Below are 25,243 nucleotides of genomic sequence, written 5' to 3' on the forward strand. Positions count from 1 at the left end.
AAACTCTCAAGATTGGAGACAAAGATGCACCCGAAATCCCCCCCTGGTCAGGAAGCGTTGACTCAATCGAAGGACTCAAAGCGCATTGAACGCCGCGCAGCAATCGCGAGCGTCATCGGGACCACGATTGAATGGTACGACTTCTTCATCTACGGCACCGCGGCAGCTCTAATTTTCCCAAAGCTTTTCTTTGCGCACGGAAGCTCAGAAGGTCTAATGGAATCGTTCGCCACGATTTTCGTGGGCTTCCTGTCGCGACCGTTGGGCGGAGCAATCTTTGGATACATGGGTGACCGGGTAGGCCGCAAATCGACTCTTGTCGCCACACTGACCTTGATGGGCGTGGCAACATTGCTCGTCGGTCTTCTGCCGACCGCGCAGCAGATTGGCCCCGCCGCCGGCTGGCTTCTCATTGCACTCCGTTTCATCCAAGGGATTGGCGTGGGCGGGGAATGGGGTGGCGCTGTATTGCTCTCAATGGAAAGCCATCAAGGCAAGCGTCGTGGCTTCATGGCATCATTGCCGAACGTGGGCGTCCCTCTTGGGTTGGTCATCTCCGTGCTCGTTTGGAGTGTGTGCAGTCGTTGGAGCGGCGACTCGTTGATGGAGTTTGGTTGGCGCGTTCCGTTCTATGCAAGCGGTGTGCTTCTAGTGTTCGGGCTTTTGATTCGGATGGGCGTTCCTGAAACCAAGGACTTCGTCGAAGCAAACAAGTCGGCCGACCGCACCAAGAGCCCGATTCGGGAAGCTATCAGGACCGAGTGGAAGGCGATTCTGCTGTCGGCTCTGGTGCGACCCGGCGAGCAGGCTGCGTTCTACATGCTCACCTCGTTTGCGATGCTCTATGGGTCCAAGAATCTCGGTCTCGGCAAGGAATTTATCCTAAACGCGGTTCTGATTGCTGCAGTCGTCGCTTGTTTCGCATTACCGTTCTTTGGGCATCTCGCAGACCGCATTGGCCGTCGGAAGACCTACATGTCGGCAGCAATCTGCATGATGCTCTTCGCGTTCCCGTACTTTGCGTTGCTCAATACGAAAATCCCGCTTGCTGTCATTGCCGGTACGGTCATCATCATGGTTATTCACGCAGCGCTCTACGGGTCGCAGGCAGCTTTCATTGCTGAGTCGTTTCCCGCCAACATTCGCTACAGCGGCGCTTCGCTCGGCTACCAAGGCGCCTCAATTATCGCCGGCGGACCCGCTCCGATGATTTCCCTGTGGCTGTTCCAGACCTTTCACTCGGCGTACGCTGTTGCGGCATTCCTTGCGTTCATGTCCTTGATTAGCGCGTGGGCCGCGTTCTACCTCGGGCGGCAGATGGTCGCCGAGCAGAACTCAGTATCAGAGCGCCTCGTCAAGGTCGCACACTAATGTAGGAAATCGCTTTGCAGCGTCTGTCTCAAGGAGTAACTCCTGTGCTCCGCGGACCGACGCTTTCTAACGCTCTGTTAGAAAGCCTCGCTCTTCAATCCTTGAGGCGCTACCAACTTCGCTCGTCGGGTTTTGAAACCCGCGTGTGAGCTCAGCCTCTACACGGAACCGCTATGTACCCGAAATCCTATCTCTTCGTTCCTGGTAATCGACCCGAACGATTCGACAAGGCATTCGCAGCCGGCGCTGACGCTGTCATCCTTGACCTTGAAGACGCAGTGCCATACGCAGCAAAAGCTCAGGCGCGAGAAGCCGTTGTAACGTGGCTGAAGAACGGCGGTAGCGCATACGTGCGAGTCAACGCCGCCGATACGACGTGGTATCAGGATGACATCGAAGCTCTCCTCGGTTGCCGGGCCCTTCGCGGAATCGTCGTTCCGAAGGCCGAGCGAGCCGATGTGCTAGCGAACCTGTCGAAAATGCTTTCCGATAGCACTGCGCTGCTGCTGCTCATCGAGACGGCGGCAGCCTTTGACAACCTTAATACCTTGGCAAGGACGCCAAAGGTCGAGCGATTGATGTTCGGGACAATCGATTTTCAGGTCGATACGGGCATCAAGGGCGACGGCGACGAACTTATCTATTTCCGTTCGCAACTGACTCTCGCATCACGGATTGCCGGCATCGCGGCCCCGGTTGATGGGGTGACCCCAGCCATCGATGATGTAGAACTGCTTCGGCAAGACACGATTCGTGCGCGCAATCTCGGTTTTCGAGGCAAGTTGTGTATCCACCCGAAGCAGCTAGCACCTGTTCACGCGGCCTTCCTTCCCCCTCCGGAAGACATCGAGTGGGCGCAGCGAGTGCTGAGCGTTGCCCACGAAGGCGACGGTTCTGCGATTAGTGTCGACGGAAAAATGGTAGATGCCCCTGTGATTGCTAAAGCGAAGGACATCCTGAACAACTCCGCCGCGGAGCGCGCCTAACTTGACCGGATGAGCGACCTAGACAATGAGGCTTAATAGCGAGATGCTGACAGAAAACATGCGACACGACACCGAAGAAGTTGAAGCGAGCCGCACAGGCTCGGGTTCCAACACCACGCATGGCGACCAGTCGCAGTCGTCGCGGCGAGATGGGCAACAAGTCGACTGGATGGACGAAGCACTGCCATTTCACAGCATCGAATGGTAATCCAGGTCCAATCGAACGGAACGCCGGCATTACCTCCGACGCGAGAGAAAGGGATAACGTAGAAGTAGGTCGATTCTATGGAGTCGCAAGAGAGTTCGCAAAGCTCGCCATTTTCCGTGCGATAGCCGAAACCGGAAGTATCCAAGCTGCAGCATGCCGCCCACACCGCATTCCATTTAACCTCACAACTCGACTTCGGCAGTTTGAAAAGCACTGGGCGTTGACCTCTTCATTCGGGAGAAGAAGAGGTTTGCGCTCTCGGCGGCGGGACTGGTATTTCTGGATTACGTCCGCCGAATACTGGACTTGTGTGATGAGGCTCGGACTTTACTGAGCGCCGATGAGCCACACGGACTCTTGTCCATCGGCTCGCTGGACAGCAATATAGCTGTGCGTCTTCTGTCGGTGCTCGTGGCATTCCACCGCGCGTATCCCCGCGTTCCCAGGCGCTGCGCGCCCTCGCCACGACGTTGGCTCAACCGCGCGCTGGATTGGACGAGTAAGCGCTCCCCGCAACACTTGCTCGCCTGTCCATTTAACTTCTGCCGCGCCTCGCTGGCCAAGACATGGTTCGTCGCCACCCAAATTGACGCGAAGAACAGCCTCAGAAGCCGTATCGTGCGGTCTATGACGAAGCGACGCGGGACCTGATTGCCGACAAGGAGGTTCGATTCTTGACACCGGTCGTTATTCAGAACTAGCTGCACTACATCTTGACAGCAAGATGGCCGCGTCCAACTCATGAAGCACCAGCACAGGATTATCGGACACATCTTCGCTTTCGGGCGTTCGCTCCGCGATGTAAACATATATAGTCGGTGCCAAATATATTCTGCATTCAGCCGGAATCGGGCAGGAGACCGACGTGCATATCGCATCGCTCTACATCAAGAATTTTCGAGGAATCAGCGAACTGACCTGGGCTCCGCAGCCAGGCATCAATGGGCTCATCGGGCCAGGGGATAGTTGCAAGACGACCGTCTTGGACGCAATCGAATTATTGTTCGCGGAGCGGCAGAATGTGTCCTTCGACGACCTGGATTTCTACGACGCCTCGCCTGCCAACCAAATCTGTATTGCAGCCGTTGTCGTGGACCTTGCGGAGGCCTTCCTGCGTGACAACAAATACGGGCTCATGCTCGGTGGATGGAAAGCGGAGACTCACGAATCGCGGGCCGAACCGGCCGAGGGCGAAGGCTTTTTTCCTGCCTTGACGCTCGCGCTGACGGTTGATGAGACACTCGAGCCCGTCTGGTATATCCCGAATCAAAACGACGGGACCGACAAGTCCAGACGAGTCCAGTTCGCCGACCGAAAGCAGATGGCTCCGGCGCGCCTCGGCGTTTACGCCGACCGACACCTGTCGTGGGGGCGCGGTTCAGCGCTGTCGCGGGTCGGCGAACACCCCGAACGCCTGCCAGCGGTTCTGAACGAGTTGCTGCGCGACGCGCGCGATGCGTTTGCTCAACGCAGCGCCCAGACCTTCAAGAACACCATCGAGTCGGTTGCACCGGACATCTCCCGCCTCGGTGTCGAAGTGCGGACTCAGCTTGCCGCGAACCTCGACCACACGAGCTTCTCGACGAACGCGAATGGTGTTGCTCTTCACGATGGGAACGTGCCGCTTCGATGCATGGGCACAGGTTCGTCGCGCCTTGCAGTCGCGGCGCTCCAGAGCGCGGACTCGCCCGCTACCAGTGGCACCGCATTGGCAGCGATATTAAGACCTTCTGACGTGTTCTTCGTGAAGGCGATTTCCAACGGCGATGCATTGAAGAAACGAGCAACCGTTGCACGGGTATCTTCGACTCGACGGACCCACACCGGTTTGGGTCCGGCCATCTCATAACCCTCGGTCAGAAACGAGAGGCAGTGCAGGTTCGCTACGCTTTTCAGTTCCGCGGATTCCAGAATCGACACTTCGTTTTCGTTGCGAGCGTCGACCCCGAGGCCCAGCCGGTGCCAGCGAACGAAATTGCGCGATGCAAGTGGCCGCGATTCGAAGCGCTGCGTCGCATCGATGCGAGCGTTCCGACGAAGGGGATTGCCGAGATTTTCTTGAAGCACGAACGGGACAGACTTAGCGCCACGCTTCAGGAGTCCATCGATGCGATGGCTGTGTCGCCGGGACCGCCCGCGACATATGGGGGCGACTGTGAAGGACGATGAGCAACGGAAGCGCTGCTCGCCATACTGGAGTCGGCGAGGCTGAAATAAAAATCCGAGCATGAGGCTGAATGCAATGGAATGGGGGCGAGCTACGACGTTCCTGTCTCGGAAACGGGCCTTAGCCTGAATTATCCGTAACAGTAGAATTTACAACCACCTTTCGTTTTCGCTAAGCGCAAGTTGAGGCTATATCAGACAAGCCGGCAAGCTTTCTCCTACGAATGCGACGATAAGACGGGAAAAATTGGGGCGGTACGCCCGCATCAATAGTAAGCTTGAGCACCGGAAGGAGGCCTGGATGATACGCAAGATGCTTACCGCTTCTCGCCTCCAGCAGGAGGTCGACCGGCGCATTCATCGGCTGCAAGAGGTCATCGAGGATGGCGTGAAGATTCGGGTGCCGCGCCCCCAACTGCAGGAAACCGATGGTACGGGCTGTAATTGGAACATGAGTCACTTCGGGAACGCGGTCGGGTTTGAACGCGACATCGAACGTGTGCTGAAGGCGGTACGTGCCGAATACAACCTCAGCACCGAAACGAAAGAGAAAGCCGACCCCTTCGGCGAATAGCCCAAAGCACGTGAAGTGGTCGAGCCGCGTTATCAGCCTACAGGCAAGCGCCTGCACTCGGACGGAGTCGACGGGGCGAAGTCTCAGCCTTCTATTTCATCCTCGGCTTCGTCTTCGTCCGGCTCAACAAACTCCAGGTTGTTCTCGACTACCTCGACGCGGATTTCTTCTGCGTCATCTTCGATATCAATTTGGCTTGGCGGCGTTGCGACGACTTTGAAGTCAAAGCCCAACGCGCTTGCGTGCGCAACGTATTCGCCCTCGTCATCGTCGCGCAAAACCTCATCGTCAAGCATCGAGCGGCGCTCAGGGTGAAAATCCTTCCCCGTGAGGACGAGTACTTCTTCGTCACCAGTTGCGGTCTCGACGACCAAAAGTTCAACCGTTCCGGATGGCTCGAGCATGATTTCTCCCAGTGTTTGAGGTTTCGGACTTCGCCGAGGCGCGTGAAGTTTCCCGGCCCGGTCTCTCCACGTCGGTGTAGATATGACGCGTCCGGTAAGCCCGACCAAGTGCGGGAAGGTCGGGCATGCACGGCAACTTAGATAGCGCGCCTCGAGTTGACAGCAAAACTGACTCGTCAAGAAGTGGGGCACTCCCGATTGTGAGATTGCTCGCCGAACAAATTGGTCATTACTTTCCTGAACTTCGGCTGGCGAGCGACTTGATGTCTTCAAGGAAGGCCTCGATATGAACGGGCTTCTCCACGACCAGGTCGGCAGAGCCGTCAGCATCGATGCCTCTTACCGCTGACCACAAGATGACCGCTATGTTCTTTAGGGCCTCGTCCTCGCGTAACTGGCGACAGACTTCGAGCCCGTTCAGTCCCGGCATCATGAAGTCGCAGATAACTACATCGGGCCGCAGTTCGTGCGCCTTCTCCAGCCCCTCTCGTCCATTCGCCGCGGTGCTTGCCGTCAAGCCTTCCATTTCGAGCATCATCGCCCAGACATTGCGAATGTCCGGTTCATCGTCGATAAGCAAGACCACGGGCGAACGCGAGGTCAGCGGACCACCGGAAGCAGACATTTATTGGCCTGAGACACTGTCGGGATTCGAAATCAAGCGCACGGCCTATGCCCGAACTGAGGCAAACTCAAAGGTTGCGAGCGCTGACCTTCCTGAGAAGGCGTATGTCCAACCACCCCGACGGTGCGATAGCCGACGAGACGTTCGCCGTCTGCTAGCGGTCCTCCGCTGGTTCGTATTATTCTTCGGTCTACCACGGGCTCGGATGCCTCGACGACCTCCAGCCATCTCTTCAGGCAGAGCGGCTCTTTGCGTGCGGCATGTCTGCGCAAGGCAGGTCGTCACAAAGGGTCTCGACAGACTCGTCTGCCGGCAGGAGGCGGAGATGTGCTCGGGGGTACAGCCTCCGCGCCAGCGAAAGGGCCTCTTCTCGGTTGTTCACAATCTTGACGACAACGACCCCGTCGCGTGGAATCTCGGCACGCCACACACCTCCCGCGGCGGGTCGTATGATGATTTCGGCGTCATCAGCGCCCTCGTTTGTAAGCACGTTGGCCGCCTTCCCAATAAACCTTTGCAGTTTCTCACGCCAAACGTTCGATAGGATAAATTTGCTGATTATATTGACGCTGGCAGCACAAAAAGCAATATTGACCGGTTTTTGTCGAACGACTCTTGTGGTGTTGGGCGCTGGTTTCCTCTGTCACGCGCCGAAAGCGGTGAGGGTCGTGTATCGAACGTTCGCGCTTAAATGGTCACTAACCGCCCGTCGCTCCTAATGCTGATTTCGAACAACAAACAGAATTTTCAATGATGAATAATTCCTTTCAAACAGGTAAACTTCGGGCATATTCAAAACTCTTGAATCTAAAGATTCGAGGCGCCCCAAACAGGCACGCCGGCTGAATGGAAATGATTAGACGATTTGAGCACCCTTCGGGAGAGCACATGCATAGCGCTCTGGGCCTCGACGCCGAGATTCGACATCTCGAGCGGGTCCTTCGTGGTGAGGGAGCGCATTCGACCTTCGCGCGGACTTACTGGCGGGAGAGAGTTTTGCAGGCGCTGTCAACGCCGGGAATGATAGTTGTTCAACGAAGCCGACTCAACGCATTGCTTTCGCAAATAGACGCCTAGGCGGTTCGAGTCAAATCTCACAGCCTGCGCTCCACGGAAAGTCCATCGCAATATGGGCCCGGTCGCTTATCCCTCGCAGGGCATTCACGCACTCAACGTCGCGCGGACGAACAGCCAGCCATGATTCCCACGCCGTTATGCCGGCGGAATGAGCGGGAATTGAGTAACGCGGGCGTCGCAACAGCTTCGCACGGTCGCACATGTCGCTAAAGGGTGCTCGCGTCGGCGGATGATGTTGGACAGCGATGAAAAACCATAAGGGCCGCAAATCCAGCCCTTATGCAAAGCGACTAGCGTCATAGTGCTCTTCGCACCTCGTCTTTCAATTTGCGCTTTAGTACTACAGCCTCATCCCTACGTGGGCGGGGGCCGGGTCGGGCGTATTCTCTAACGTGTTAATCGAGTTGATGACACGGTAGGCTTCTACAAGCGCTTTTTCCTTTTCCACATCATGCCCACCGACGACACGGGCCATCTCTGCATGAGATAGCTCCTTTTCCTGGGATAGGTCAACAACAGTTAGTGTGCTCATTTCGGTTCACCCATTACGAGTAGCGTGACGGCAACGGCCGGGACTGTGATTGAGCGGTGCGACGCAACGCTCACTAAAACCTATTCACGTTCCATGCCAATTTCGAGATTGTTGATTGCCTGCCGTAACCGCTTGTTTATGAACATAAAATTTTAACTTTGTACCTTGACCGGAAATGCCGAAGAAGTAGTGTGTCGGAGTGCCTCCGACACATGGCCGGAATTCTGTTGGTAATGACGATGGAGGACGATGAAACAAAGCAAGCCCTGCTTTGATTTCCTCGCGGCGTTCGATGGTGCCAAAATCAAAAGCGGCGAATACCGCGACATCGATGAGTCGTAGGCGAGCATGAACGGGACGAGTTGCGGACAAGCGCCGCAGCGACCGACCAAGAATGAGGGGCATGCGAAGGCACAGCGGGGAGCACGTATGCAATCGCTGATTGGAACTCTTCATCGAGCCGCCGCAATGTCCGCTGACACCGCGGCTTCCACCGAGTCCGTAGCGTGAGTTGGACCGCGCGCTCGGCCACGCAGACTGATGAGCACCGGCGAAGGCTGAAGTGAAACGAACAGCTTCTCGCTTCGCGTAGGCCCTCTTCGCTTGACGATGTTCACATCGACGCCGCCGTCCGCCGGCCTGACGGCAAGTCGCAGGGTTGCAGGTGACGCGTCTTGCGCGGACGCGAGCGGGCGAATTAGCACCAGAAGTGTCTCGGTCGACTGAGCCGCAAGATGGAGCCGACGCAACGATTCTTGTCGGATGTGCTGCTGCCAAAACAGGAGCGTTCCGCACGTTCCCGCACTGAGAATGCGTTCGGCCGACCAGAGGGCGTCGGCGGTTTTGGGCGCGTGGAGCCGCATGAACTTGTCCGCAGGAAGACCAAGATATGCGAGCGCGAGCGCGTTGGGGACATGCGGGGGCTGAAGTAAGACGAGTGGTCGCTTGCTGACAGATACAAGGGCTGGACGCAGCAGCCGTACTTCTCCGACGCCGGGCTGTTGGACGAGCAACTCGACAAGCGAACCGACCGGCCAACCACCCCCTGGCAACTCTGCGGAAAGTTCAGCGTAACCGGTGTCGATAGTCTTCCCATACGCACGAGCAAGTTGAGACCCTCTCCACAGTGACGGGTGGATGTCCTCGATGTGTTTTGGGAGGGCTACCATTGCTTGCAAGCGCTAATCAGAATCGCGGTGGACGGTTCTTCCGGCGGCCGACAATTCTTCGCCGCCGCTAAGGTTTCACTTCTTCGCGCAGGAAAGCGCTGGGTCGCCGATTCCCCGTGGCACCCACACCACGCAAATCATGTTTTCAGTCTGGAACTCGCGTGAGCGACTTTCGGGATGTGCCATGACGTAACTCCACGAACCATCGTCATCCCCTCGCGTACATGATGCAACCAGTAGCAGCAGCCCGACTGTTGCCAAGATTCTCATATCCACGCTCCCCCTTTTTCGACAATGCCTCGGCGTCGTTATGACGCTCTTTCTCCAGCCAAGCCAAATCTAGTCGGGCATTGGGACGCAACGCGTCTCAATGTCCAACTTAAATGTCGACAAGGCGTCAGCGGCTTGGACGTCTGCGCCCATATAAGTGAGGCTCTCTATCTGGTTGCATGGATGACCTTCATGAAATCAGAGAAGCGGGGCCGAACGGCGATTGCGGCTTTGCTCGTGGATTGCCGGCAAGGCTGCTGGAGCTGTTGGAGGTCCTGGTTACAGATGTGGCGAGCGACGTTGAAGTGGTCGCAAGGGAGCTTGGGCTCAGGGACGAGATGCGGGAAAGGCTTCGGCGGGCGTTCGACCGGGTTGAGTGTGCGCTGGGTGTTCTGGAGGCAATGCAGAAGGCCGCGGTTACGCAATCCGGCCGGAGGCCGGCGGATGTGTCGGCAGAGGAAGGCGGTTGCGGCGGTCGCGACGTTGGCGCCAGCGAAGACCACGGGAGAGACGATGCGCTAGACGCGATGGAACGCGTTCGGGGTGCGGTGGAATTGCTCGCAGGGGAATGGCCGCAGGACTACCCCGAGCAGGCAGTCGAGTGGTGCATCCTCGAGAAGGTCGAGCGCTCGTCGACCGGACATACAAGCGACGCGGCAGCGACTAGGACGAAGCACTGGCTGTGAAAAACGCTTCTCTGCACCAGAAGCGTTCCTGACTGCAACGGAAAAAAATTTGGCCAGAAGAGTTGACGGCGAACGTCTGCCGAGTCCTCCGCGGCTAGCAATCTCGACAGGCGGGCGCGGGTTGACCACAACCTCACAAGGCCTGGAATCCTGACATAGTCGCAATTTCGGGCTTGGGCGACGAGGCTTGAACATTTCACGTCATAGCGGATTATCGAATTCCATCAACACACGGCGCTCGACTGCGGTTATCTGTCCGACCTTCCGTTTAGCTTCTCAGATGCGCAAGGACAATTCAGGGCAGAGAGCTTCCCTTCAATAGTCGCTATGTCGGCTTCGAAAGTGCGCTGCCGTGCTCGATGCCTCAAAGGAGCAGTCAGGAAAAACAGTCCGAGCGCTGCGCCAGCGCAACAGAACAAGAGTGCTCCGTTACCAATTTTTTCGCCGAGCCCGAATTCCCAGACCATCTGAAGCGAAGTCCCGGTTATGAAAAGCATGGCCAGGCCGGCTGCGAACCCAAACCAATCATTCCTTCTGGCTATGCCTTTCCGAATGCGTACTTCATGCTCTTTGGCGCGCAATTGGAGACACGCAAGGTTATTCGGGTTCTTCGGGTCATGATACTTTGGAAAATCTTTGAATACGTCCATTCGGCGTCCAGCGGCGTTGCGACACCGGTTTAACGGCACCCCAACGAAAATCTTTAATCAAACAAACGGTTTCGTTCATCCATGGGGCGACGCAGCGCATTTATGTCGCGCTCCGCTAACTCGAGCCGCGCGGCGGTCAGCTCGCTTGGCGTCCCCGGTCACACGAATTCAGGTGGGAACGAGCCGGCTCTTTGCGCCCCTTGATGACAAACTAAGCGATTGGTCTAGCTTAGCGTTGAGGAACCGGCCTGCCGGAATATTGGAACGCTTCCTTTATTTTTTGACGCGACCGCTCATGGTTTCATACGCCACCGTTCTTGTTCCGAGTTTTATGCACCGGGTGACGCGACGTGCGCCTGTCGTTATTGTCATCTGCATGGGAATCTGAGTCGATTTGCCGGCGTTGTACTCGCGAAAGAGCTTGCCGGGGCCGATGTCGATTCCTAGCCTCTCGAAGACTTCCGAGACGATGGCCTCAAACGTGGCTGCCGGTGCCAGCCGGCCGGTGAACCGATTTATCCGCGTCTTGCAGTAAATCCCGTGGCCAACCCGAATGAGCGTGAGAGCAGTGACGAGCTTCGCTAGTACGCGAGTAAGTTGCGATGTGCCTCCAAGCTTCGTGAGGTCAGAGCGGAGAATGACGACACCAGAACGGCGACGAATTGAGCGGAGTACTCGCTGCTCCACCGTAGATTCGCGTATTCGAGTGGAGGAGCCGGCCCTCACCATTCCGAGACGCTCGTCGACTTGGTCGGGTCCGGCAATTGAAGGTGCAACTCAAGGCCAAGAACTGCGCACCAACTCAGGAGCTGTCCGAAGCTCACATCTTCTGGATGCTTTTCCAAGTACGAGACGCGGTTTTGACTCAAGGCTACGCGCTGCGCGATTTGCGACTGCGTAAGTTTTCGCGATTTGCGTTGGGTACGGAGGAACTGGCCGAGCTGTGGCGCAGTGACGAGACGCTGAGAGAAGAGAGGAGCAGACATAGATACCCGTTCTTCGGTTATTTTCAATTTATCCGCATAGCGGCTGTTTCATCGCCGGCGTCGGCCCCCCGGATTTCCCTGCGAACAGCCGTAACGTCAAGCACGGCGGGGCTTATCGAGGACAGGCGGATACCGAAGCGGTCGGCGCCTTTATTGCGGTGCACGGCGCAACTCTCAACTCGCGATGTCATCGATGCTGCGGAACGCTGTGGCCATCCTTCCTTCCAAAGGTCGATTGGAGCATTGATTGAAGTTCTGCAAGCACTGCGGGTTCACTAATTCCAAGCATTAAGTCCGTCTTCACCAACTGGTTACGACACCAGACCGGCCATCCGTAATCGTCGTCATCAATCGCAAGCCAAGCGCTCGGGCGGCGTCGAAGGACATCGCTCCAAACTTGCATGCCTCGAGCCATGCTTGCAAATGAAGCGTCGTCCATCCGACTGTGATAAGTCGCACCGATGACTCTCGCCCGTAAGCTAGGTGTGAACTGCTTAGTCACTCGGGCGATGCTTCCTCGATATCGACGAACCCAAGACGTCGACAACACGATGTGCACGTTGGGATAGGGCTTCAGAAGCTCCTCGAGCAACGCCACGTGCTCGAATAGCCGATGGCCTGGCGCATTCGATAGAAAAGGCCCGACCCGCCGCTTCACGTAGACGGATTGCGGATGCAAAACTGCATCGTAGTCGCAATACAGCACCTGCCCGCCGAGCTGCCGCGGCGGCGGGATTTCGAAAGAGGGACCTGACATTCCTGTCAACATGCCGTCGTCCGTAGGGGTGAACGCACGAAGACACTTCCGAGAAGATGTGTCGGGAGACCTGGTGGTCGTGTGATACGCCCACGAGACCAGAAGCAACATACGTATCTAGAATCGTCGTGCTGTGAATCGCCTGAAACATCAGCCATTCGGAGCCTGCGTTTGCGCATGGGCGACGATGCGATGAATCAAAACCGTCACATCGTCGTGAGAGATTACTGCTGCACGCTGAATGCTCTGTTCGGAACCGTCGGCGAATTGGATGTTCGCATAGAGGTAGCCGTCGTCGACCCTGCCGTCGATTCGCATAAATGGGACAACTCCGTCCATCGCGCGTATTGAGACGAAGGCGGTTATCGCGTCCCCCGAGAGCGTCGGTACGGCGTATCTCTCGATGCTGATTTCTAATAACCTCGCGCCTTCCTGAAGTGTATCCAATCGCGGTCCACTGACCACACGGAGACCGCCTTCCAGGGAACAGATGCGCCTCGAAGTATTCGTGTCGTCGGGTACTTGGCCATCGAATATATCGACGATGATGGCCGGCAATGGTCCCATCTCGTCATCGACATTCGAAGCGTCTAGGTCTCCTTCGACGGGACCTTCAACGGAGTCGGCCTGCTCGTCCAGCGAACTTTTCTTCAAGATTTCTTTCCAGCTGTTTTTGGTGATGGCGCTCAGGTTGTGCCTAGCTTTTTGAGATACTCAAAAGCAGCCTTTGCGACAGACACAACGTCCTGCTCCTCGCACAAAATCGGCTCATTCATCTCTGACGAAACTGCTGGCCATACAGCCAGTATTCGCCACGCGTGGTCATCGCAACGGACACAAACACCGCCTTCCAACACACCGTCGGACGTTCCTTCGAAGTGCCTTTCGACAAAGGCGGTAAAAAGACTTGAGCTTGGATACGGCGCATAGGGAAACTGGTAACCGAATTCGCTCAACGTCGCTCGAGCACGAGACCACAGCGGCCTGCGTCGCTCAATCTCCGCTGCCGCGGTGTAGAGCGGCTCTGCTTGCGGAAGCGACGCATGGTGACCCTGAAAAATTTTGATGACAGTTCTTGTGGACTCCTGCACCCGCACCGCCGCCGACTGACGAACCCGCTTATAGTCCTTGTCATCGTCAAGCAGCTCAACCGGACGAAGACCGCCGAGGTGGCCCCACGCTGACAGCAGGAAGTCGAGCTTGCAAGTGTTTGAGATAGGTTGAAGCAGCCGACAGATTGACTGCAAGCGCTCCGCATTGACGCGTGGGCTCGCAAAAATGCTTGGGTAGTACGCCACTCTGTCGACGTTGACGGCAAAGATGCGGCCTTGCTCTACGAGTATGTGCAACTGCTCGGGTGTAATGTCGAGCAAGCGCATCAGCAGTTCGCGCGAGATGAGGGTGCCGTTTTCAAGCATCTCTCGCCGGTTACGCAAAATTTCTCTATCGAGACTTTCCTGGCTGAGCGTGCTGTTTTGGGACTCGAAATCGCCGACATACATGTAGTCTAAATTGGCGTTGTACGCCGCAAGTAGCACGACCGGTCCATGCACTGTTCTGTCGTACTCTTCATCGAAGCCGATGCTTTGGCCGAAGGAGCTTGGTGCGTAGAGCGATTGCGAGAGTCCGTCGTCACGAAAGTGAACTTCACATCCCCAATCATCTTGCTCCTCGACGCGACGAAGCTCGTCAGCGCCCGAGATGTCCGCACTTCCTGAGAGCAGCAGAACGTCCGCGTTGGGGTCAAGTTCGCTCAACTTCGAAATCAATGTAGCTACCTTCATCGAAGCTCCTTCTTTAGCATCGACTGGGCTGCTGGAGGTCAGCGGTGTCCACGACGCACGCGAATTCAAAGTTCGGTTTCTCAAACTTCAAGCCCGCAACATTCGACAACTTGAATCGGCCTCTCACATAGCCAGCCGGATTTGCTACGACTTGGCAATCGTTAATCTGATATCGGACGCTATCGTGAACGTGACCATGAATCCAAAGGTCCGCCTGTCCAAGAAGCTCGGTCACGTCACTTGCGAATGCCGCGTTCAAATTGTCCCCTTCTCCGCCGAGCAGCGACCCTGGATGCCGCGGATGGATTGAGTTCGCATGTGGCGCGTGATGAGTGACAACAACTGTCTTGCCGTCGTATGGCTTTGCGAGCTGTTCTTGGAGCCAAGCTCGTGATTTACGGTGAACTTCGAGTGCGTCCTCAGGCGTAAAGCGGTCGCCCGAGTTCATCCGAATGACTCGATGGTCTCGAATGAATCGAGCAGCTTCCTTCATCGCCGTTGCCCGTAGTTCGATTCCGTTCAGCAGATAGTCGGTCCACAGAGTGCAACCAAGAAATCTCGTGCCACCAAAGTCGGCAACTTCTCTTTCAAGTAGGCGCACAGAGGTCCCGGCCGCTTTGGTACGGATGCTGTCAAGCGTGGCCTCGATGCGGCCTTGATAGAACTCGTGATTCCCTGCAACGAAGAGGACAGGCACAGGCCAGTCCTCGAACAAGTTCACGACTTCGCACCCGCGAGCGATGTCTCCTGCGAGCACAAGGACGTCGGCTTGATGGGCGGGTCGAATGATGGTCTCGCCCGGAAAAGAGTCTGAAAGCAATTCGAGATGTAGGTCGGAAGCAATCTGGATTCGCATAGCTCAATCACGTCGACGGAGTCGGAAAATTGGCGCGAGCGGAGTCTAATACTTGGAGCATTGACCGGAGTGCGCGCAAAAAGCGGGGTGTTATGCGCGTCTTCGGTGAAAGCTGGCGCTCGATACTCGGCCACCGAGATGGCTGTCACCAATCAAGGAATTGCCCCCAGAGCCAATCAGCCGGGGACGCGTCGGGATGTCGTTCAACTGCCATCTCGTCTTTCTTGCGACCGTAGTTCCTCACTAAGTCGAGGTAACGCGCTATTAGAACCGCGCCATCGCTCTCGACTTTGGAGTCATAGAGAGACCGCTTCAAGCGCATGTCTGCAATCTCATCTGCGGTGTATTCGTCGAGTGTGTGCAGCGCGCCCCTGACCACAGCCTCCGCTTCGTAGGGGTGCAGGCTCGTCTTCCGCATCAGTTCAACTTCAAGGTTGACGAGCGTTGGGATGCGCCTTGCTGCCGGCAGTCCGCTGACTTGATGAAACGTGCGGAGGATGAGCCATCGGATGAAGTCGATTCGCCATTCCACCTCACCGGGCATCTCGTGCGGTGAAAGTCGGTAACGCTCGCCCTCTACCTCGACCGTGATGTAAGCGCCGACGCGCGCCATCATCGTTCTCGTGGTCGCAGGGGCGTAACTCATGTGGACTGGTCCCATCAACTCTCCATCAATCACGTCTGATTAGATAGCTCATCGAGCAAGGAAATTCGGCCCTTTAGGGTTTGAATGTGTTGACCTTCAGGGGCCGGCTAGCTCTTCTGCATTGCTTTGCATCGACGTTCCTTTGCAGCAGATATGCTCGCGTGACGACATCGTGTGCGGCCGCGTCGGCTTACTCCTGCGCGCGCGGCAAGTCCATGACGAATGCACAGGTGCTCCACAGCTTCAATCGCAGGATGAAACTACCTGCTGCGCTGACAGTCCAAATTTTCCTTCGCTAACAACACAATGTCTTCCTACAGATGCAACACCTCATCGTCGGCCGTGGATGACTCGACCGCGCTTTCAAGGCACACCAAATAGGTGGCATCAGAAGCGGCGCCGATGCTGATTGCCGACGAAACGCCCTCCTCGCAGCAGTCTTGCGAAAACTCCTGTGCTCGCAGAAACCGGAGTGAAGGGCAGCACTTCCTTGTCGCAAGTTGGCTCACGTTCGGTACACCGTCAGCCGTCACCCAAGAGCTATTTCATCTCGGCGCCTTCCGTTGGTTCCAGAAGCCGCCCGCAATCTTTAGATGGGGACCACGCTGACGAGCAAGCCCATGAGGGCCGTCAATGCAGCAAGTGTAGATTCAAACCATGTAGATGTAAACGTTGTAGATGTAAAACGAGTGGCTTCAAAACACGTGGACGCAAAAAACGTGGATGCAAAGGCTGTAGATTCAAAAGCCGTGTTCGGCGATGCTTTCGCCTATGGAAGAAAAACTAAAACCTGAGCAGCAGGCGCTTCGCAGCCGGGTGTCTGCAAATGTAAAAAGACTCCGGAACGCCCAAAAAATATCGCAGGAAGGACTTGCCGACCTCGCTGGACTCCACAGGACGTACGTCTCTCAAGTGGAACGGATGGTCGTGAACACCTCCATGGACAACATTGCGTTGCTCGCCACCGCCCTAGGCTGTGACTTTTGCGAATTGTTCGCAAAAGTTGAGACAAGCACCCAGAACGCACCGCCCGTGGCCCCGGTCGCTGAAAAAACTCGCCATCGAACTTTTAGAAAAAAGACCTGAGCCCCCGCTTTTGCGTGCTCCGAACTCAGGTCCAAGTCGACGCGGCATCGAAGCAATTTCGGCGGTCAAGTTTGCCCGCGGCGCCAGAACCCAAGTCCCGCCTCCTATCCGCGCGAACACCCTCCGTTCCGGCGGCCCTAGAATCTTTCGAATTCTTGCAAGCTCAGATAGGAATAGTTAAGTTACGCCCCCGCCGGTCTCATGCATCGTATAGTCCGACGGCTAGCCGTTGGCGCGGCTGGCGAAAAGTGCGCGCTCCGCCGGAAGAGGGGTCGAAACACTCCGACCTACCTTGGGCGTGAACTTGCGAGTTGTAGCAGAATGCTTCATTCGCAGATAGTCGCCCCCCTTAGAAACTTCCTCACAGGCCCCAGCAGCGTGACTTCGAGCGTCGAAATCCACGTAGTCGATTCCATAGAAGACGTCACCCCTGAGGATTGGAACGTCCTTGCGGGCACTAATCCGTTCGTCCAGCACGCCTACCTCTCCGCGATGCATGTCTCCGGATGCGCTGCCAAACGGACGGGATGGCAGCCGCGTTATCTGCTGATGCGCCGCGGTGAGGGGCTCATTGGCGCCATGCCGTTGTACCTGAAGAGCCATTCCAGGGGAGAGTACGTATTTGACCATTCTTGGGCAGACGCCTTCCAACGGCACGGGTTGCGGTACTACCCGAAGCTTTTGAGCGCGGTACCTTTCACGCCTGTGACGGGGCCGCGCCTGCTAGCAAAAACGCATGAAGACAGGGTGCTGCTTGCGCGCGGCGCGATTCAGTACGCCCGGCAGCTCGACGTATCGTCTCTGCATGTCCTGTTTCCAGAAGAGAACGACCTGGCCGCAATGTCTGACGCTGGGTACATGCAGCGCGAGGGCGTGCAATTCCACTGGAAGAACGAGGGATACACGAACTTCGACGCGTTCCTTGCTTCCATGAATCAGCAGAAGCGCAAGAAGGTGAAGCAGGACCGCCGGCATGTTGCCGAGGCCGGTGTCACGTTCACTTGGCTACGTGGAGCGGAGATTGATGAGGAGGCGCTGGACTTCTTCTACTCTTGCTACGAGAACACCTACCGTGAGCACTGGAACCCGCCGTACCTGACGCGTGAGTTCTTTGGTCTCATTCACGAAGCGATGCCTGAGAGCATCTTGCTCGTTATCGCGGAAGCCGATGGCGAGCGGCTCGCATGCGCGCTGAACGTCATCAGGGCCGGCATCATGTATGGTCGCTACTGGGGCACGCGGGAGTTCGTTTCAGGCCTTCACTTCGAGACCTGCTACATGCAGGGCATCGAGTACTGCATCGTGAACGGCCTGGACGCGTTCGAAGGCGGCGCCCAAGGTGTTCACAAGATGTCGCGCGGCATGCTCCCAACGCCGACCTGGTCTGCGCACTGGATTGCGGACAACCGGTTTGCTCATGCTATCAGTGAGTTCCTGGATGCAGAGACTGCCGCCATGGATGAGCACATCGGGGAGTTGGAAGCACATACGCCGTTTAAGAATCGAGCATAATCGGCTCGGGTCGCTTACGGCCCTTCGCTACATCCTTCCAGTAACGCGCCATCTGTACTGCTTCTTCGAGCTTGTTTCGAAGCTCCGACTCCATTTCCGCAGCTTGGGTTTCCAGTTGATTCAATCGCGCCTCCAGAATCGCGATTTCGGCGCTTGTATCGGTGACCTGCTCTCGCAGGCGAGCCTCCACGCTCTGACGTTGTAAGCGGGTGACTGCTCGGATGTAACACTCCCATGAGTAATCACCGCGATGGTCGAGCGCCTTTCTCATTGTCGACGCTAGGTTTTCCCATGTGAGAGCAATGCCGCGGCTTTGGAAAGAAGCGACGATTTCATCGGCGGTATTGTCGCCATATAGCCTCTTGAACGAATGCAAGCCGGCACCTTTCGGTGCTCTAATGGCCTTGAACGCCTCGCCGAACTCTTGAGATATGTGCTGCAAGGTCAACGGCGTTCCGTCGTCAACATTGATGAACAGAGCGTTGGATTGTTGAGATTTCTTCAATCCCAATCGAACTATGATTTTTGCCCTTCCTTCACAGATGTACGTGTGGACCATTCGACACCACAAAATACTCACTGGCTTCTTGAATGTATTTCCGTTCTTCTGCGCTGAGGGTCTTATCAGCATTTTCGTGTCACCCTTCGCTGCGGCCCGTTCGATATTCTCAAGAGAAAACTGGTCAATTGTTAAGCTCAAGAGCGCGTTTCTTCGCCAGCCGTTGTACTGGGCAAGCCGCATGACAAGGATATTTCTTTCCGCGACTGCCGGACCGCGATTGTCTCGGAAATACGCAATCAGCTTGTCTACATCTTCCTCTGTCGCCCAATACTGGTCGTCCGAAACGCGGGATGAGTCGCCAACATCGGCGAAACATTTCGGATACGTCCGCTTATCAGGAAACGACTTTTCTGTCTTCTTCGCTTCGACAATCACGCTCTGGATTCGATATCCCTCTCCTTTGCCGATTAGGTTAGCGCAGAGATGCGCAGTCTCTTGCGCCCAGCAGCAGAATTCGTACACAACTCGAAGCCGGTAATTCGTGGTTCTTTGTACTGATAATTCGTCTCGAGACCGCGGGTCCCGTTGGATTTTTTCCAGCAACCATTCACGCAGAAGGTCGAGCATGCTGTCAGTCAACTCAGACCACACAATGCTTCTTTCGTCCAAGAAGAGAGATAAAGCCTGTAGACCATCTGCGACCCGGTTTATGCCGGAATCGTAGGCTTGCGACGTAGGAGAAAAGCACTGAGCGAGAAGACCGCGTGCGATATGCTGCGCGTAAAGATTGAACGCGTCGATGCGCCGGAGACGCGCATCGCGATAGATTGGTATTCTCCTACTACCTCTAAATCTGACAATTCGCATCGTCGGTCGCGCTCGCCTCGGCGCCCTTATCGCATGCAAGCGAGTAACATTCGCGATGGCCGTCTCAGATACGTCAAGTTCACTTCTGAACTCGCGTTCTTCGTCTATACGTTGCTTCATTTCGATTCTCCCTTGGAGGACCGTCGCCGACCTATGATTCCAGCTCGGCGCAATTCATCGCCAGTCCCGACGACTACCGTTGCTGCTGCCGAGCGCGCCACGGCCAAGGCAATTGCGTCGGACACCGAGAAACGGCTGCGGCTTAGCATGACAACCACAAACTCTACTCGGGTCGAGATTGGCTCCAGAAATGAGGTCGCATATCCGAGCCGTAAGAGCGAAGTCTCTTCGCGACGGATATTCACATCTCCGACCCCATCAAAAGAGACCGTCAACGCGAGTTCATGCACTCCAGTCTCGTCGACTTCAACAAAACCTCTTTTCCATACGTGACGCACTTCTCCACGCATGCCGCGTAACAAGCGCCGTGCAAAATTGTTGCCATCCCAGATTACATGGTCTCCGATAGTCACGAACTGTTGGCGCGCCAATGCGACGACCGGAGTCGGCAAATTTTGATACTTTCTAGCGTCCAGATTCTCAACGTGAAATTGTCTGTTCACCAGCATCGCATGCGCTCGAGTCATCGTTACAAGAAGCGCGTTTCCAATAGAGACACACATCCTAAACTGTCCACCAGCCACGTCGTACCCTTCGCGGAAGTCCCTCACGCAAATCATCAACCTAGCCAGTCTGCCACCGGCCGTCATTGACAGTGATAACGTCTCCGGAGTTGAAGTCTCGTGACTTACTCGGGACCAGGATGGCTGTCGCGGGCCGGTGAATAAACCTTCGGCTTCTCCAAGCTTCAAAGTTGCTCCCGCAGTGAGATGCTTCAGAAAAAATCGCTCGAACATGCATGGCGCATAGCACGACAAAATTATTCTGACTGCCCCAACCAGCCGGCGCAAAAGAGCGTGTATTGCGACGAAGCTAAGAATAGCTGCGTCGTGCACAACGACCATATCAACATCGTAGGCCGCATCCATGCCACGAGCCAACAAGTCCTGGACAGAGACGAATGAAGCGCCGATGACGTGATTCCGCAATCTTGACGACACGCTGTTGGAGCTGAACACATGAAGGGCTGGTCGTTCCGAAGGCCACGAGCTCACGTTACCAATCCGTCGCATCTCATCGAAAACGCATACCTCGAGGGTCGGTCTTTGGTCGGTTGCACAGAGCGCAACCCCGTTACCATTACCGTGAAAAATAACTTTCCTGTGTGCAAAGAGTTGAGCCAGAGACCGCTCAAGTATCCAGGCACCTTGACCCTGCAAGCGTGAAGCTGCCGCCTTGCCTTGCTTTCTTACATCGCCTCTTTCTATGCATTCTCTGATGGCTTTCCGAGCCAATTCATCTGAAGCCAAAAGACGAGCAATACGCCTCGTGGCCTCAGACTCCTTGAGATGTATGTGACCCATTGCCGCTGCGTCATTCAGAACTTTTAAACAAGCTCCTCGGCGGCGCACCAGCGAATTGGGTCCAACGCCGAACACAGCCTTTGCGAACGAATCGACTGCTGCCCACCGTTCGAAGTACACGAGGCTGAAGGGGTCGGATGTAATCCTTTCAAAGGCGCCGTTTCCCCATATCGCCTTGGCTTTCGCGACGCTCGAGACGGACAATTCGTGGTCCGTCGCAAATCGTTGAACTTCCAGCTCATCTTGGTACTGCTTCCACCCACGCACGATAACCCCAGCTTGCCGCATGGTGAGACCCGTCTGGACAAGCCCTCGAACATCGCAAGTACATAACAGTTCGTAGAGCCGAATTCCCTGCTCCCTCCAAATCCTAGAAATGGCGAGACGACCTACACCGATGAAGTATGGATGGTGCTCAACAAACGAGACAATCTGGTCGCGCTCAGGTAGCTTTCGAAATATCAGGGCCGCCTCGAGTTGCTGACCAAAGCTAGAGTCGTTGTAAGTTCCTGTCGCTTCAAGTACTTCGCCGGCCCACGGCGCGTCTCGCATTACTCGATACGACGCGCGTACACGTACTCCCTGCGGAGACGCTCTACTCCGTACCCTAAAAATAGCCCCACCAAATGGGCCCTCACTTGTGACTCTCGTGACTACGCCGGTCACACTGAAGCTCCTCATTCCGGAATCCATGTTGCGAACTCCTCGAGGTAGGACAGGCGAGCCAATTTTTGAAGCAACATCTCAGATTGCTCGGACGGAGCGTGGTAGTGGATATCCGTTTGCTCGAACGCTACCTCGTTCGAAGTTGAGGTGCGCGGGGGTAGCCACTTTTCCAAACGGTCATCCAGTTCATCAAAAATCTTACGGATTGCACTGTTACTACCGACCGAGGATGGCGAGATTCGTAGGAGCTTGCACACCTTCTGCCGGCTAACTCGTCGGAATTGGTTCCGTGGTACAGACTGCAACGGCGTCTCAACGACCCAATCTGACAATCGGCGCCTAGCATTGTCCGCCTTTTCCTTATTCGATATCGCTTTCACGGTGTCTGCGCTCGCTCGATGCTAATGGGGTCACTTTCCGCGCTATGGTAGCCAGTTCGGCGTTGCGAGTTTCCAGTTGCTCAATGCGGGCCAACAGTTGTTCCTCGTTATTTTTCCGCGTCGCTCGTTCGCTTTGAAGCTCCGCTCCGCTCATCGTTACTTCATCCAACAAGACCGCAATTTCCGTCTCTTGCTGATGAATCAGCTTCCGTTGCCAGGAACGCTCGCGTAACAGCCGGCTGATGAGGTTTGCTTTGTTCGCGACCAACCGTTGGTGAGACGCTCGAGCTTCGAGCGTAGGAAATATTTTTTTAAGAAGTCCCCTCGAAGTGTCGTGGGCGGCACTGTTCACGGCAGACCGACTCGGACCTGCGAAGTTTAGATTTTCTCGATTCCTCACAAAGCTTGAATTCTGGGTACCATCCCATGCGCAAAATGAATCGACACTCGTTGGAAAGTATTCGAGCACGAGCTCGCCGTTCTTGTCGCGGACCGGCTCGCCTTCGCTGTTAGCTCTCCATGGTATTGACTTGCTCCAGCGTCGCAGGACTTCAAGTTTAGCCTCGATTGCCGCTTCTACTCGGCGCTTTTCGGATACGGACACGTGGTCAGGCATGTGACTTCTCCCGGAACACAACAGGCTTCCACTCACTCACCAATTTTTCCACAAGCACTTTCATCTCCGTCGCGCTTGCGCGCTCCCTTGTGATGATTACCCTAAGCTCATCCGCCGTGTCACGAGCTGCCAAGCGGTAGTGCAGGGGCCGCTTCGTGTCCGTCGCCGCCTTATCCAACTCCTCTACCTCTTCCTCCATCGTTGAGAGATGGTTACCTGTTCTAATTGAGTGAATGCAATCGATGCAAGTCGCGGGACTCGCCGTCTCAGGACACACACGGTCCTCCTCCTCGTTATAGCAGTTAGCTTGCCGTTTGGTTCTGGCGGCAGACCCAGCGGTGCAAGATGTGTTCGCCATAGGCGCGGGAGCGTACCCTTCTCGCTCTGCAACTTCACGGGTCTGACGCGCCTTCTCCTCCAGTGAAGCCTCGCGAAATGAAGCATTTGATTCAAGCTTTCGGCAAATGCGAACAACGATTCGAGCGAACCCGCCGCCAACGTCAACGCCGCTTAATATGTTTACAACCTTTTCTTGAAAGTATGTTGAACGAATGTCTTCGAACTCGTCGCTGAAGTCTGCGTCTTCCTTCTCGATAGCCGCGAAAAGCGACTCAATGCTACGGTCGTCAGCAACGTCTCTGCCGTCTGTCGTGTAGATGCGAGTAGTTTCCAATGTGAAATGGCACAGATGTCGGCTCAGGGCCATGAGCACGGGATGGTCATGCCGATACATGTAGATGAGCGCGAAGCAGCGTCGGTAGATGTGCGAAGCGCTCACCTTCGTAATCGAGACGTTCAAGTCTGAAAAGAATAGCTTTGCTCCCTCCTGAAAAGAGAATACGTTCGGGCGGTCGTTAAAGGCTGCGTATGAGAAATGGCGCCAGACGAACAATTTCTCTTTCCGGGCCTCATCGAGGGTAGGCGCGACGGCGAGCGGTTCTGTTCCAAGTGGTCGAAAGGTCTGGCCAAGGCGTTCCATTACGTCGACGGCTCGTTCAACGATTTCATTCGCCCACATCGACGCGTAGCGTTGAAGCGTCTTCTCAATGTACACATCTAGATAAGAGCCATCGCGCCCGTCATTCGCCGGTGTCAAGCAACCGCGGTACAGTCCGTATGTTTTCCCGGTCCCGAGCACTTCCTCACGCCTTCGCCCATGGTTGAACAAAACAGCGATAGCGCATGAAAATTGCAGCTTGAGGATAAGATGTCGCAAGCTGCTTTCCTGATTTCGAGCGAGTGCTCGCAAGGCTTTTGGTAACCCATAGCTATCTGCAATTTGTTCGTGGAGAGCGACCGTTTTGCGGGTAACTCTATCACCGATAACTTCTAATGAGAGAACCGATGGGTCACATGACTCCAGCTCATTACGGGCCGTTTCGCAAACCATAATGACACCGTCAGCACAAACGTGAATCCATCGCATCGCCTCGGTGAAAATCGTAACGACATCGGTGATACCCAAGTTCTCGGTGCGCAGGTCAGGATGCTCCCCTTTGTACAACTCTATTGCGCGCCTGTGCGCCGATTTGAAGGGGCGCTCTCCGAACGAGTCAAAGCCGCCGATGAGAGCACATCGATTCAAAAATTTGAGGTTTTGGTAAAGACTGTGCGGCGACACCAAGGGCAAGTCTTTATCTTTCTGCACAGGCCGCTGCGAACCTGTTGCCTCTGCTATGCGCTGTACGATAGCCTTTGGTAGGCTCGCGCTCGCGATTGGAAGCATCAAGTGCCTGCTAATGGCATCCATGTTGCACGAGAACTCGCCGATGTGACCGCTGCCCTCCAGAGAGTTCCTGAACTTAAGGTCGACATTTGCCCGTTGAAGGAGTAGCTCGAATCGAGCATCGTAGTCAAGCGCACTCCACCACCCACCGTTCGCAAGTTCGGTCGCTAGAGTTTGGACAAGTTCTGGTTCGACCTTACTCAACTTATAGCGTGCATGTCGAAACAACCAGACGATAAGTCGAAGGAAAGAGCGAACTGTTCGTCCGACTTCACGCTCGATGTCTCCCGCATCGTGCGCGTGACAGTCTTCATTCACCAACGCCTTCAACGTTGCCAACAGCTCAGGATGCTTACGGAGTCCCTGAGGCTTAAAAATGCTCTCCCCGCCAGAAAAGTCGATTACTGTTTTGCTATCGAAAACAGTCTTAACGTCCGAGACGCCTGAGGCATTTGGGGCTACATCGATACGAATCTCTTCATCGTCCCAGTGGCTCACAAATCTGCGGTGCTTTTTGTCTTCTATGAACCTTCTTGCTGCGTCAAAATCACGGCGGCCTGCACCGGCTGTAACCTCTTTCCGAAAGGCGTTACTTACTTTACGCGAGCACATTTCTTTCTACCTCCGGAACTGGAGTGAGATGATTTTGACCTGACC

24 protein-coding genes are annotated in these 25,243 nt (G+C 55.7%); 8 read left to right on the forward strand and 16 right to left on the reverse strand.

Features of this window, described 5'->3' with window-relative positions:
- Positions 1-24: 24 nt before the first annotated feature.
- Together QCE58_RS12005 and QCE58_RS12010 are read left to right on the forward strand one after the other, a co-directional pair.
- A complete protein-coding gene (locus QCE58_RS12005; RefSeq protein ID WP_250521319.1) occupies positions 25-1,371 on the forward strand; it encodes an MFS transporter in 1,347 nt (448 codons plus the stop codon).
- Positions 1,372-1,544: 173 nt separating this feature from the next.
- Positions 1,545-2,357: a CoA ester lyase gene (locus QCE58_RS12010; protein ID WP_250521320.1), complete on the forward strand. Its 813-nt coding sequence runs from the start codon at positions 1,545-1,547 to the stop codon at positions 2,355-2,357.
- 1,586 nt (positions 2,358-3,943) lie between these two features.
- Here QCE58_RS12010 and QCE58_RS12015 read toward each other — a convergent pair.
- Positions 3,944-4,174, reverse strand: a complete 231-nt coding sequence (locus QCE58_RS12015) for a hypothetical protein (protein ID WP_250521321.1) — start codon at positions 4,172-4,174, stop codon at positions 3,944-3,946.
- A complete protein-coding gene (locus tag QCE58_RS12020) occupies positions 4,171-4,794 on the reverse strand; it encodes an aminotransferase class V-fold PLP-dependent enzyme (protein ID WP_309779581.1) in 624 nt (207 codons plus the stop codon). The genes QCE58_RS12015 and QCE58_RS12020 overlap by 4 nt, the downstream gene beginning before the upstream one ends.
- Positions 4,795-5,032: 238 nt before the next feature.
- Here QCE58_RS12020 and QCE58_RS12025 point away from each other — a divergent pair, with 238 nt between their 5' ends.
- The gene (locus QCE58_RS12025) at positions 5,033-5,305 is read left to right on the forward strand and encodes a hypothetical protein (RefSeq protein WP_250521322.1); all 273 of its coding nucleotides are present in this window, start codon (positions 5,033-5,035) and stop codon (positions 5,303-5,305) included.
- 83 nt (positions 5,306-5,388) lie between these two features.
- Here the strand turns inward: QCE58_RS12025 and QCE58_RS12030 are convergent, their stop codons facing one another.
- From QCE58_RS12030 to imuA, 3 genes are all read right to left on the reverse strand, one after another.
- Positions 5,389-5,709 (reverse strand): hypothetical protein, encoded by a 321-nt coding sequence (locus QCE58_RS12030; protein ID WP_250521323.1) that lies wholly within the window; start codon positions 5,707-5,709, stop codon positions 5,389-5,391.
- Between the two features lie 229 nt (positions 5,710-5,938).
- Positions 5,939-6,334 (reverse strand): response regulator transcription factor, encoded by a 396-nt coding sequence (locus QCE58_RS12035; protein WP_250521324.1) that lies wholly within the window; start codon positions 6,332-6,334, stop codon positions 5,939-5,941.
- A gap of 2,061 nt (positions 6,335-8,395) precedes the next feature.
- On the reverse strand, positions 8,396-9,112 hold the full coding sequence (gene imuA, locus QCE58_RS12040) for a translesion DNA synthesis-associated protein ImuA (RefSeq protein WP_250521325.1): 717 nt from the start codon (positions 9,110-9,112) through the stop codon (positions 8,396-8,398).
- Between the two features lie 449 nt (positions 9,113-9,561).
- On the opposite strand from imuA, the gene QCE58_RS12045 reads away from it, so the two are divergent.
- Positions 9,562-10,068, forward strand: a complete 507-nt coding sequence (locus QCE58_RS12045; protein WP_250521326.1) for a hypothetical protein — start codon at positions 9,562-9,564, stop codon at positions 10,066-10,068.
- Between the two features lie 359 nt (positions 10,069-10,427).
- Positions 10,428-10,751 carry a hypothetical protein gene (locus tag QCE58_RS12050; RefSeq protein WP_250521327.1) on the forward strand — a complete coding sequence of 108 codons (324 nt, stop codon included), beginning with the start codon at positions 10,428-10,430 and terminating at the stop codon, positions 10,749-10,751.
- 240 nt (positions 10,752-10,991) lie between these two features.
- On the opposite strand, the gene QCE58_RS12055 is transcribed toward QCE58_RS12050, so the two are convergent.
- The 7 genes from QCE58_RS12055 to QCE58_RS12085 all read right to left on the reverse strand — a co-directional run bounded on the left by QCE58_RS12055 (position 10,992) and on the right by QCE58_RS12085 (position 15,747).
- A complete protein-coding gene (locus QCE58_RS12055) occupies positions 10,992-11,447 on the reverse strand; it encodes a DUF6088 family protein (protein WP_250521328.1) in 456 nt (151 codons plus the stop codon).
- Positions 11,441-11,704 carry a helix-turn-helix domain-containing protein gene (locus QCE58_RS12060; protein ID WP_250521329.1) on the reverse strand — a complete coding sequence of 88 codons (264 nt, stop codon included), beginning with the start codon at positions 11,702-11,704 and terminating at the stop codon, positions 11,441-11,443. Before QCE58_RS12060 ends, QCE58_RS12055 begins: the two co-directional genes overlap by 7 nt.
- A gap of 187 nt (positions 11,705-11,891) precedes the next feature.
- Positions 11,892-12,572, reverse strand: a complete 681-nt coding sequence (locus QCE58_RS12065) for an HAD domain-containing protein (RefSeq protein WP_309779584.1) — start codon at positions 12,570-12,572, stop codon at positions 11,892-11,894.
- A 39-nt stretch (positions 12,573-12,611) separates the two neighbouring features.
- Positions 12,612-13,115, reverse strand: coding sequence for a hypothetical protein (locus QCE58_RS12070; protein ID WP_250521330.1), 504 nt, complete (start codon positions 13,113-13,115; stop codon positions 12,612-12,614).
- Positions 13,116-13,147: 32 nt separating this feature from the next.
- On the reverse strand, positions 13,148-14,245 hold the full coding sequence (locus tag QCE58_RS12075) for a hypothetical protein (protein ID WP_250521331.1): 1,098 nt from the start codon (positions 14,243-14,245) through the stop codon (positions 13,148-13,150).
- Between the two features lie 13 nt (positions 14,246-14,258).
- Positions 14,259-15,101, reverse strand: a complete 843-nt coding sequence (locus QCE58_RS12080) for a metallophosphoesterase (RefSeq protein WP_250521332.1) — start codon at positions 15,099-15,101, stop codon at positions 14,259-14,261.
- A 145-nt stretch (positions 15,102-15,246) separates the two neighbouring features.
- Complete coding sequence (locus QCE58_RS12085; protein ID WP_309779587.1) at positions 15,247-15,747, reverse strand: hypothetical protein; 501 nt, start codon at positions 15,745-15,747, stop codon at positions 15,247-15,249.
- A 620-nt stretch (positions 15,748-16,367) separates the two neighbouring features.
- On the opposite strand from QCE58_RS12085, the gene QCE58_RS12090 reads away from it, so the two are divergent.
- The 3 genes from QCE58_RS12090 to QCE58_RS12100 all read left to right on the forward strand — a co-directional run bounded on the left by QCE58_RS12090 (position 16,368) and on the right by QCE58_RS12100 (position 18,345).
- Positions 16,368-16,541 carry a hypothetical protein gene (locus tag QCE58_RS12090; protein ID WP_250521334.1) on the forward strand — a complete coding sequence of 58 codons (174 nt, stop codon included), beginning with the start codon at positions 16,368-16,370 and terminating at the stop codon, positions 16,539-16,541.
- Positions 16,519-16,833, forward strand: coding sequence for a helix-turn-helix domain-containing protein (locus QCE58_RS12095; protein WP_250521335.1), 315 nt, complete (start codon positions 16,519-16,521; stop codon positions 16,831-16,833). The genes QCE58_RS12090 and QCE58_RS12095 overlap by 23 nt, the downstream gene beginning before the upstream one ends.
- 378 nt (positions 16,834-17,211) lie before the next feature.
- Complete coding sequence (locus tag QCE58_RS12100; protein WP_250521336.1) at positions 17,212-18,345, forward strand: GNAT family N-acetyltransferase; 1,134 nt, start codon at positions 17,212-17,214, stop codon at positions 18,343-18,345.
- On the opposite strand, the gene QCE58_RS12105 is transcribed toward QCE58_RS12100, so the two are convergent.
- The 4 genes from QCE58_RS12105 to QCE58_RS12120 all read right to left on the reverse strand — a co-directional run bounded on the left by QCE58_RS12105 (position 18,329) and on the right by QCE58_RS12120 (position 25,198).
- Positions 18,329-19,834 (reverse strand): hypothetical protein, encoded by a 1,506-nt coding sequence (locus tag QCE58_RS12105; RefSeq protein WP_250521337.1) that lies wholly within the window; start codon positions 19,832-19,834, stop codon positions 18,329-18,331. The two genes, QCE58_RS12100 and QCE58_RS12105, sit on opposite strands and share 17 nt — an antisense overlap.
- A complete protein-coding gene (locus QCE58_RS12110) occupies positions 19,831-21,750 on the reverse strand; it encodes a hypothetical protein (protein ID WP_250521338.1) in 1,920 nt (639 codons plus the stop codon). Before QCE58_RS12110 ends, QCE58_RS12105 begins: the two co-directional genes overlap by 4 nt.
- A 474-nt stretch (positions 21,751-22,224) precedes the next feature.
- Positions 22,225-22,860, reverse strand: coding sequence for a hypothetical protein (locus tag QCE58_RS12115; protein WP_250521339.1), 636 nt, complete (start codon positions 22,858-22,860; stop codon positions 22,225-22,227).
- Positions 22,853-25,198 carry a hypothetical protein gene (locus QCE58_RS12120; protein ID WP_309779590.1) on the reverse strand — a complete coding sequence of 782 codons (2,346 nt, stop codon included), beginning with the start codon at positions 25,196-25,198 and terminating at the stop codon, positions 22,853-22,855. The genes QCE58_RS12115 and QCE58_RS12120 overlap by 8 nt, the downstream gene beginning before the upstream one ends.
- Between the last annotated feature and the right edge of the window lie 45 nt (positions 25,199-25,243).

The organism is Caballeronia sp. LZ028, from assembly GCF_031451415.1.
Lineage (GTDB): Bacteria > Pseudomonadota > Gammaproteobacteria > Burkholderiales > Burkholderiaceae > Caballeronia > Caballeronia zhejiangensis.

Bases quoted from the DNA above. Each gene is read 5' to 3' on its own strand.
- QCE58_RS12090 (WP_250521334.1), top strand. From the start codon at position 16,368: ATGAGGGCCGTCAATGCAGCAAGTGTAGATTCAAACCATGTAGATGTA.
- QCE58_RS12035 (WP_250521324.1), bottom strand. From the start codon at position 6,334: ATGTCTGCTTCCGGTGGTCCGCTGACCTCGCGTTCGCCCGTGGTCTTG.
- QCE58_RS12105 (WP_250521337.1), bottom strand. From the start codon at position 19,834: ATGAAGCAACGTATAGACGAAGAACGCGAGTTCAGAAGTGAACTTGAC.
- QCE58_RS12025 (WP_250521322.1), top strand. From the start codon at position 5,033: ATGATACGCAAGATGCTTACCGCTTCTCGCCTCCAGCAGGAGGTCGAC.
- QCE58_RS12075 (WP_250521331.1), bottom strand. From the start codon at position 14,245: ATGAAGGTAGCTACATTGATTTCGAAGTTGAGCGAACTTGACCCCAAC.
- QCE58_RS12045 (WP_250521326.1), top strand. From the start codon at position 9,562: ATGGATGACCTTCATGAAATCAGAGAAGCGGGGCCGAACGGCGATTGC.
- QCE58_RS12065 (WP_309779584.1), bottom strand. From the start codon at position 12,572: ATGTTGCTTCTGGTCTCGTGGGCGTATCACACGACCACCAGGTCTCCC.
- QCE58_RS12050 (WP_250521327.1), top strand. From the start codon at position 10,428: ATGCCTCAAAGGAGCAGTCAGGAAAAACAGTCCGAGCGCTGCGCCAGC.
- QCE58_RS12110 (WP_250521338.1), bottom strand. From the start codon at position 21,750: ATGCGAGACGCGCCGTGGGCCGGCGAAGTACTTGAAGCGACAGGAACT.
- QCE58_RS12080 (WP_250521332.1), bottom strand. From the start codon at position 15,101: ATGCGAATCCAGATTGCTTCCGACCTACATCTCGAATTGCTTTCAGAC.
- QCE58_RS12055 (WP_250521328.1), bottom strand. From the start codon at position 11,447: ATGGTGAGGGCCGGCTCCTCCACTCGAATACGCGAATCTACGGTGGAG.
- QCE58_RS12120 (WP_309779590.1), bottom strand. From the start codon at position 25,198: ATGTGCTCGCGTAAAGTAAGTAACGCCTTTCGGAAAGAGGTTACAGCC.
- QCE58_RS12010 (WP_250521320.1), top strand. From the start codon at position 1,545: ATGTACCCGAAATCCTATCTCTTCGTTCCTGGTAATCGACCCGAACGA.
- imuA (WP_250521325.1), bottom strand. From the start codon at position 9,112: ATGGTAGCCCTCCCAAAACACATCGAGGACATCCACCCGTCACTGTGG.
- QCE58_RS12115 (WP_250521339.1), bottom strand. From the start codon at position 22,860: ATGCCTGACCACGTGTCCGTATCCGAAAAGCGCCGAGTAGAAGCGGCA.
- QCE58_RS12030 (WP_250521323.1), bottom strand. From the start codon at position 5,709: ATGCTCGAGCCATCCGGAACGGTTGAACTTTTGGTCGTCGAGACCGCA.
- QCE58_RS12020 (WP_309779581.1), bottom strand. From the start codon at position 4,794: ATGCTCGGATTTTTATTTCAGCCTCGCCGACTCCAGTATGGCGAGCAG.
- QCE58_RS12095 (WP_250521335.1), top strand. From the start codon at position 16,519: ATGGAAGAAAAACTAAAACCTGAGCAGCAGGCGCTTCGCAGCCGGGTG.
- QCE58_RS12060 (WP_250521329.1), bottom strand. From the start codon at position 11,704: ATGTCTGCTCCTCTCTTCTCTCAGCGTCTCGTCACTGCGCCACAGCTC.
- QCE58_RS12085 (WP_309779587.1), bottom strand. From the start codon at position 15,747: ATGAGTTACGCCCCTGCGACCACGAGAACGATGATGGCGCGCGTCGGC.
- QCE58_RS12005 (WP_250521319.1), top strand. From the start codon at position 25: ATGCACCCGAAATCCCCCCCTGGTCAGGAAGCGTTGACTCAATCGAAG.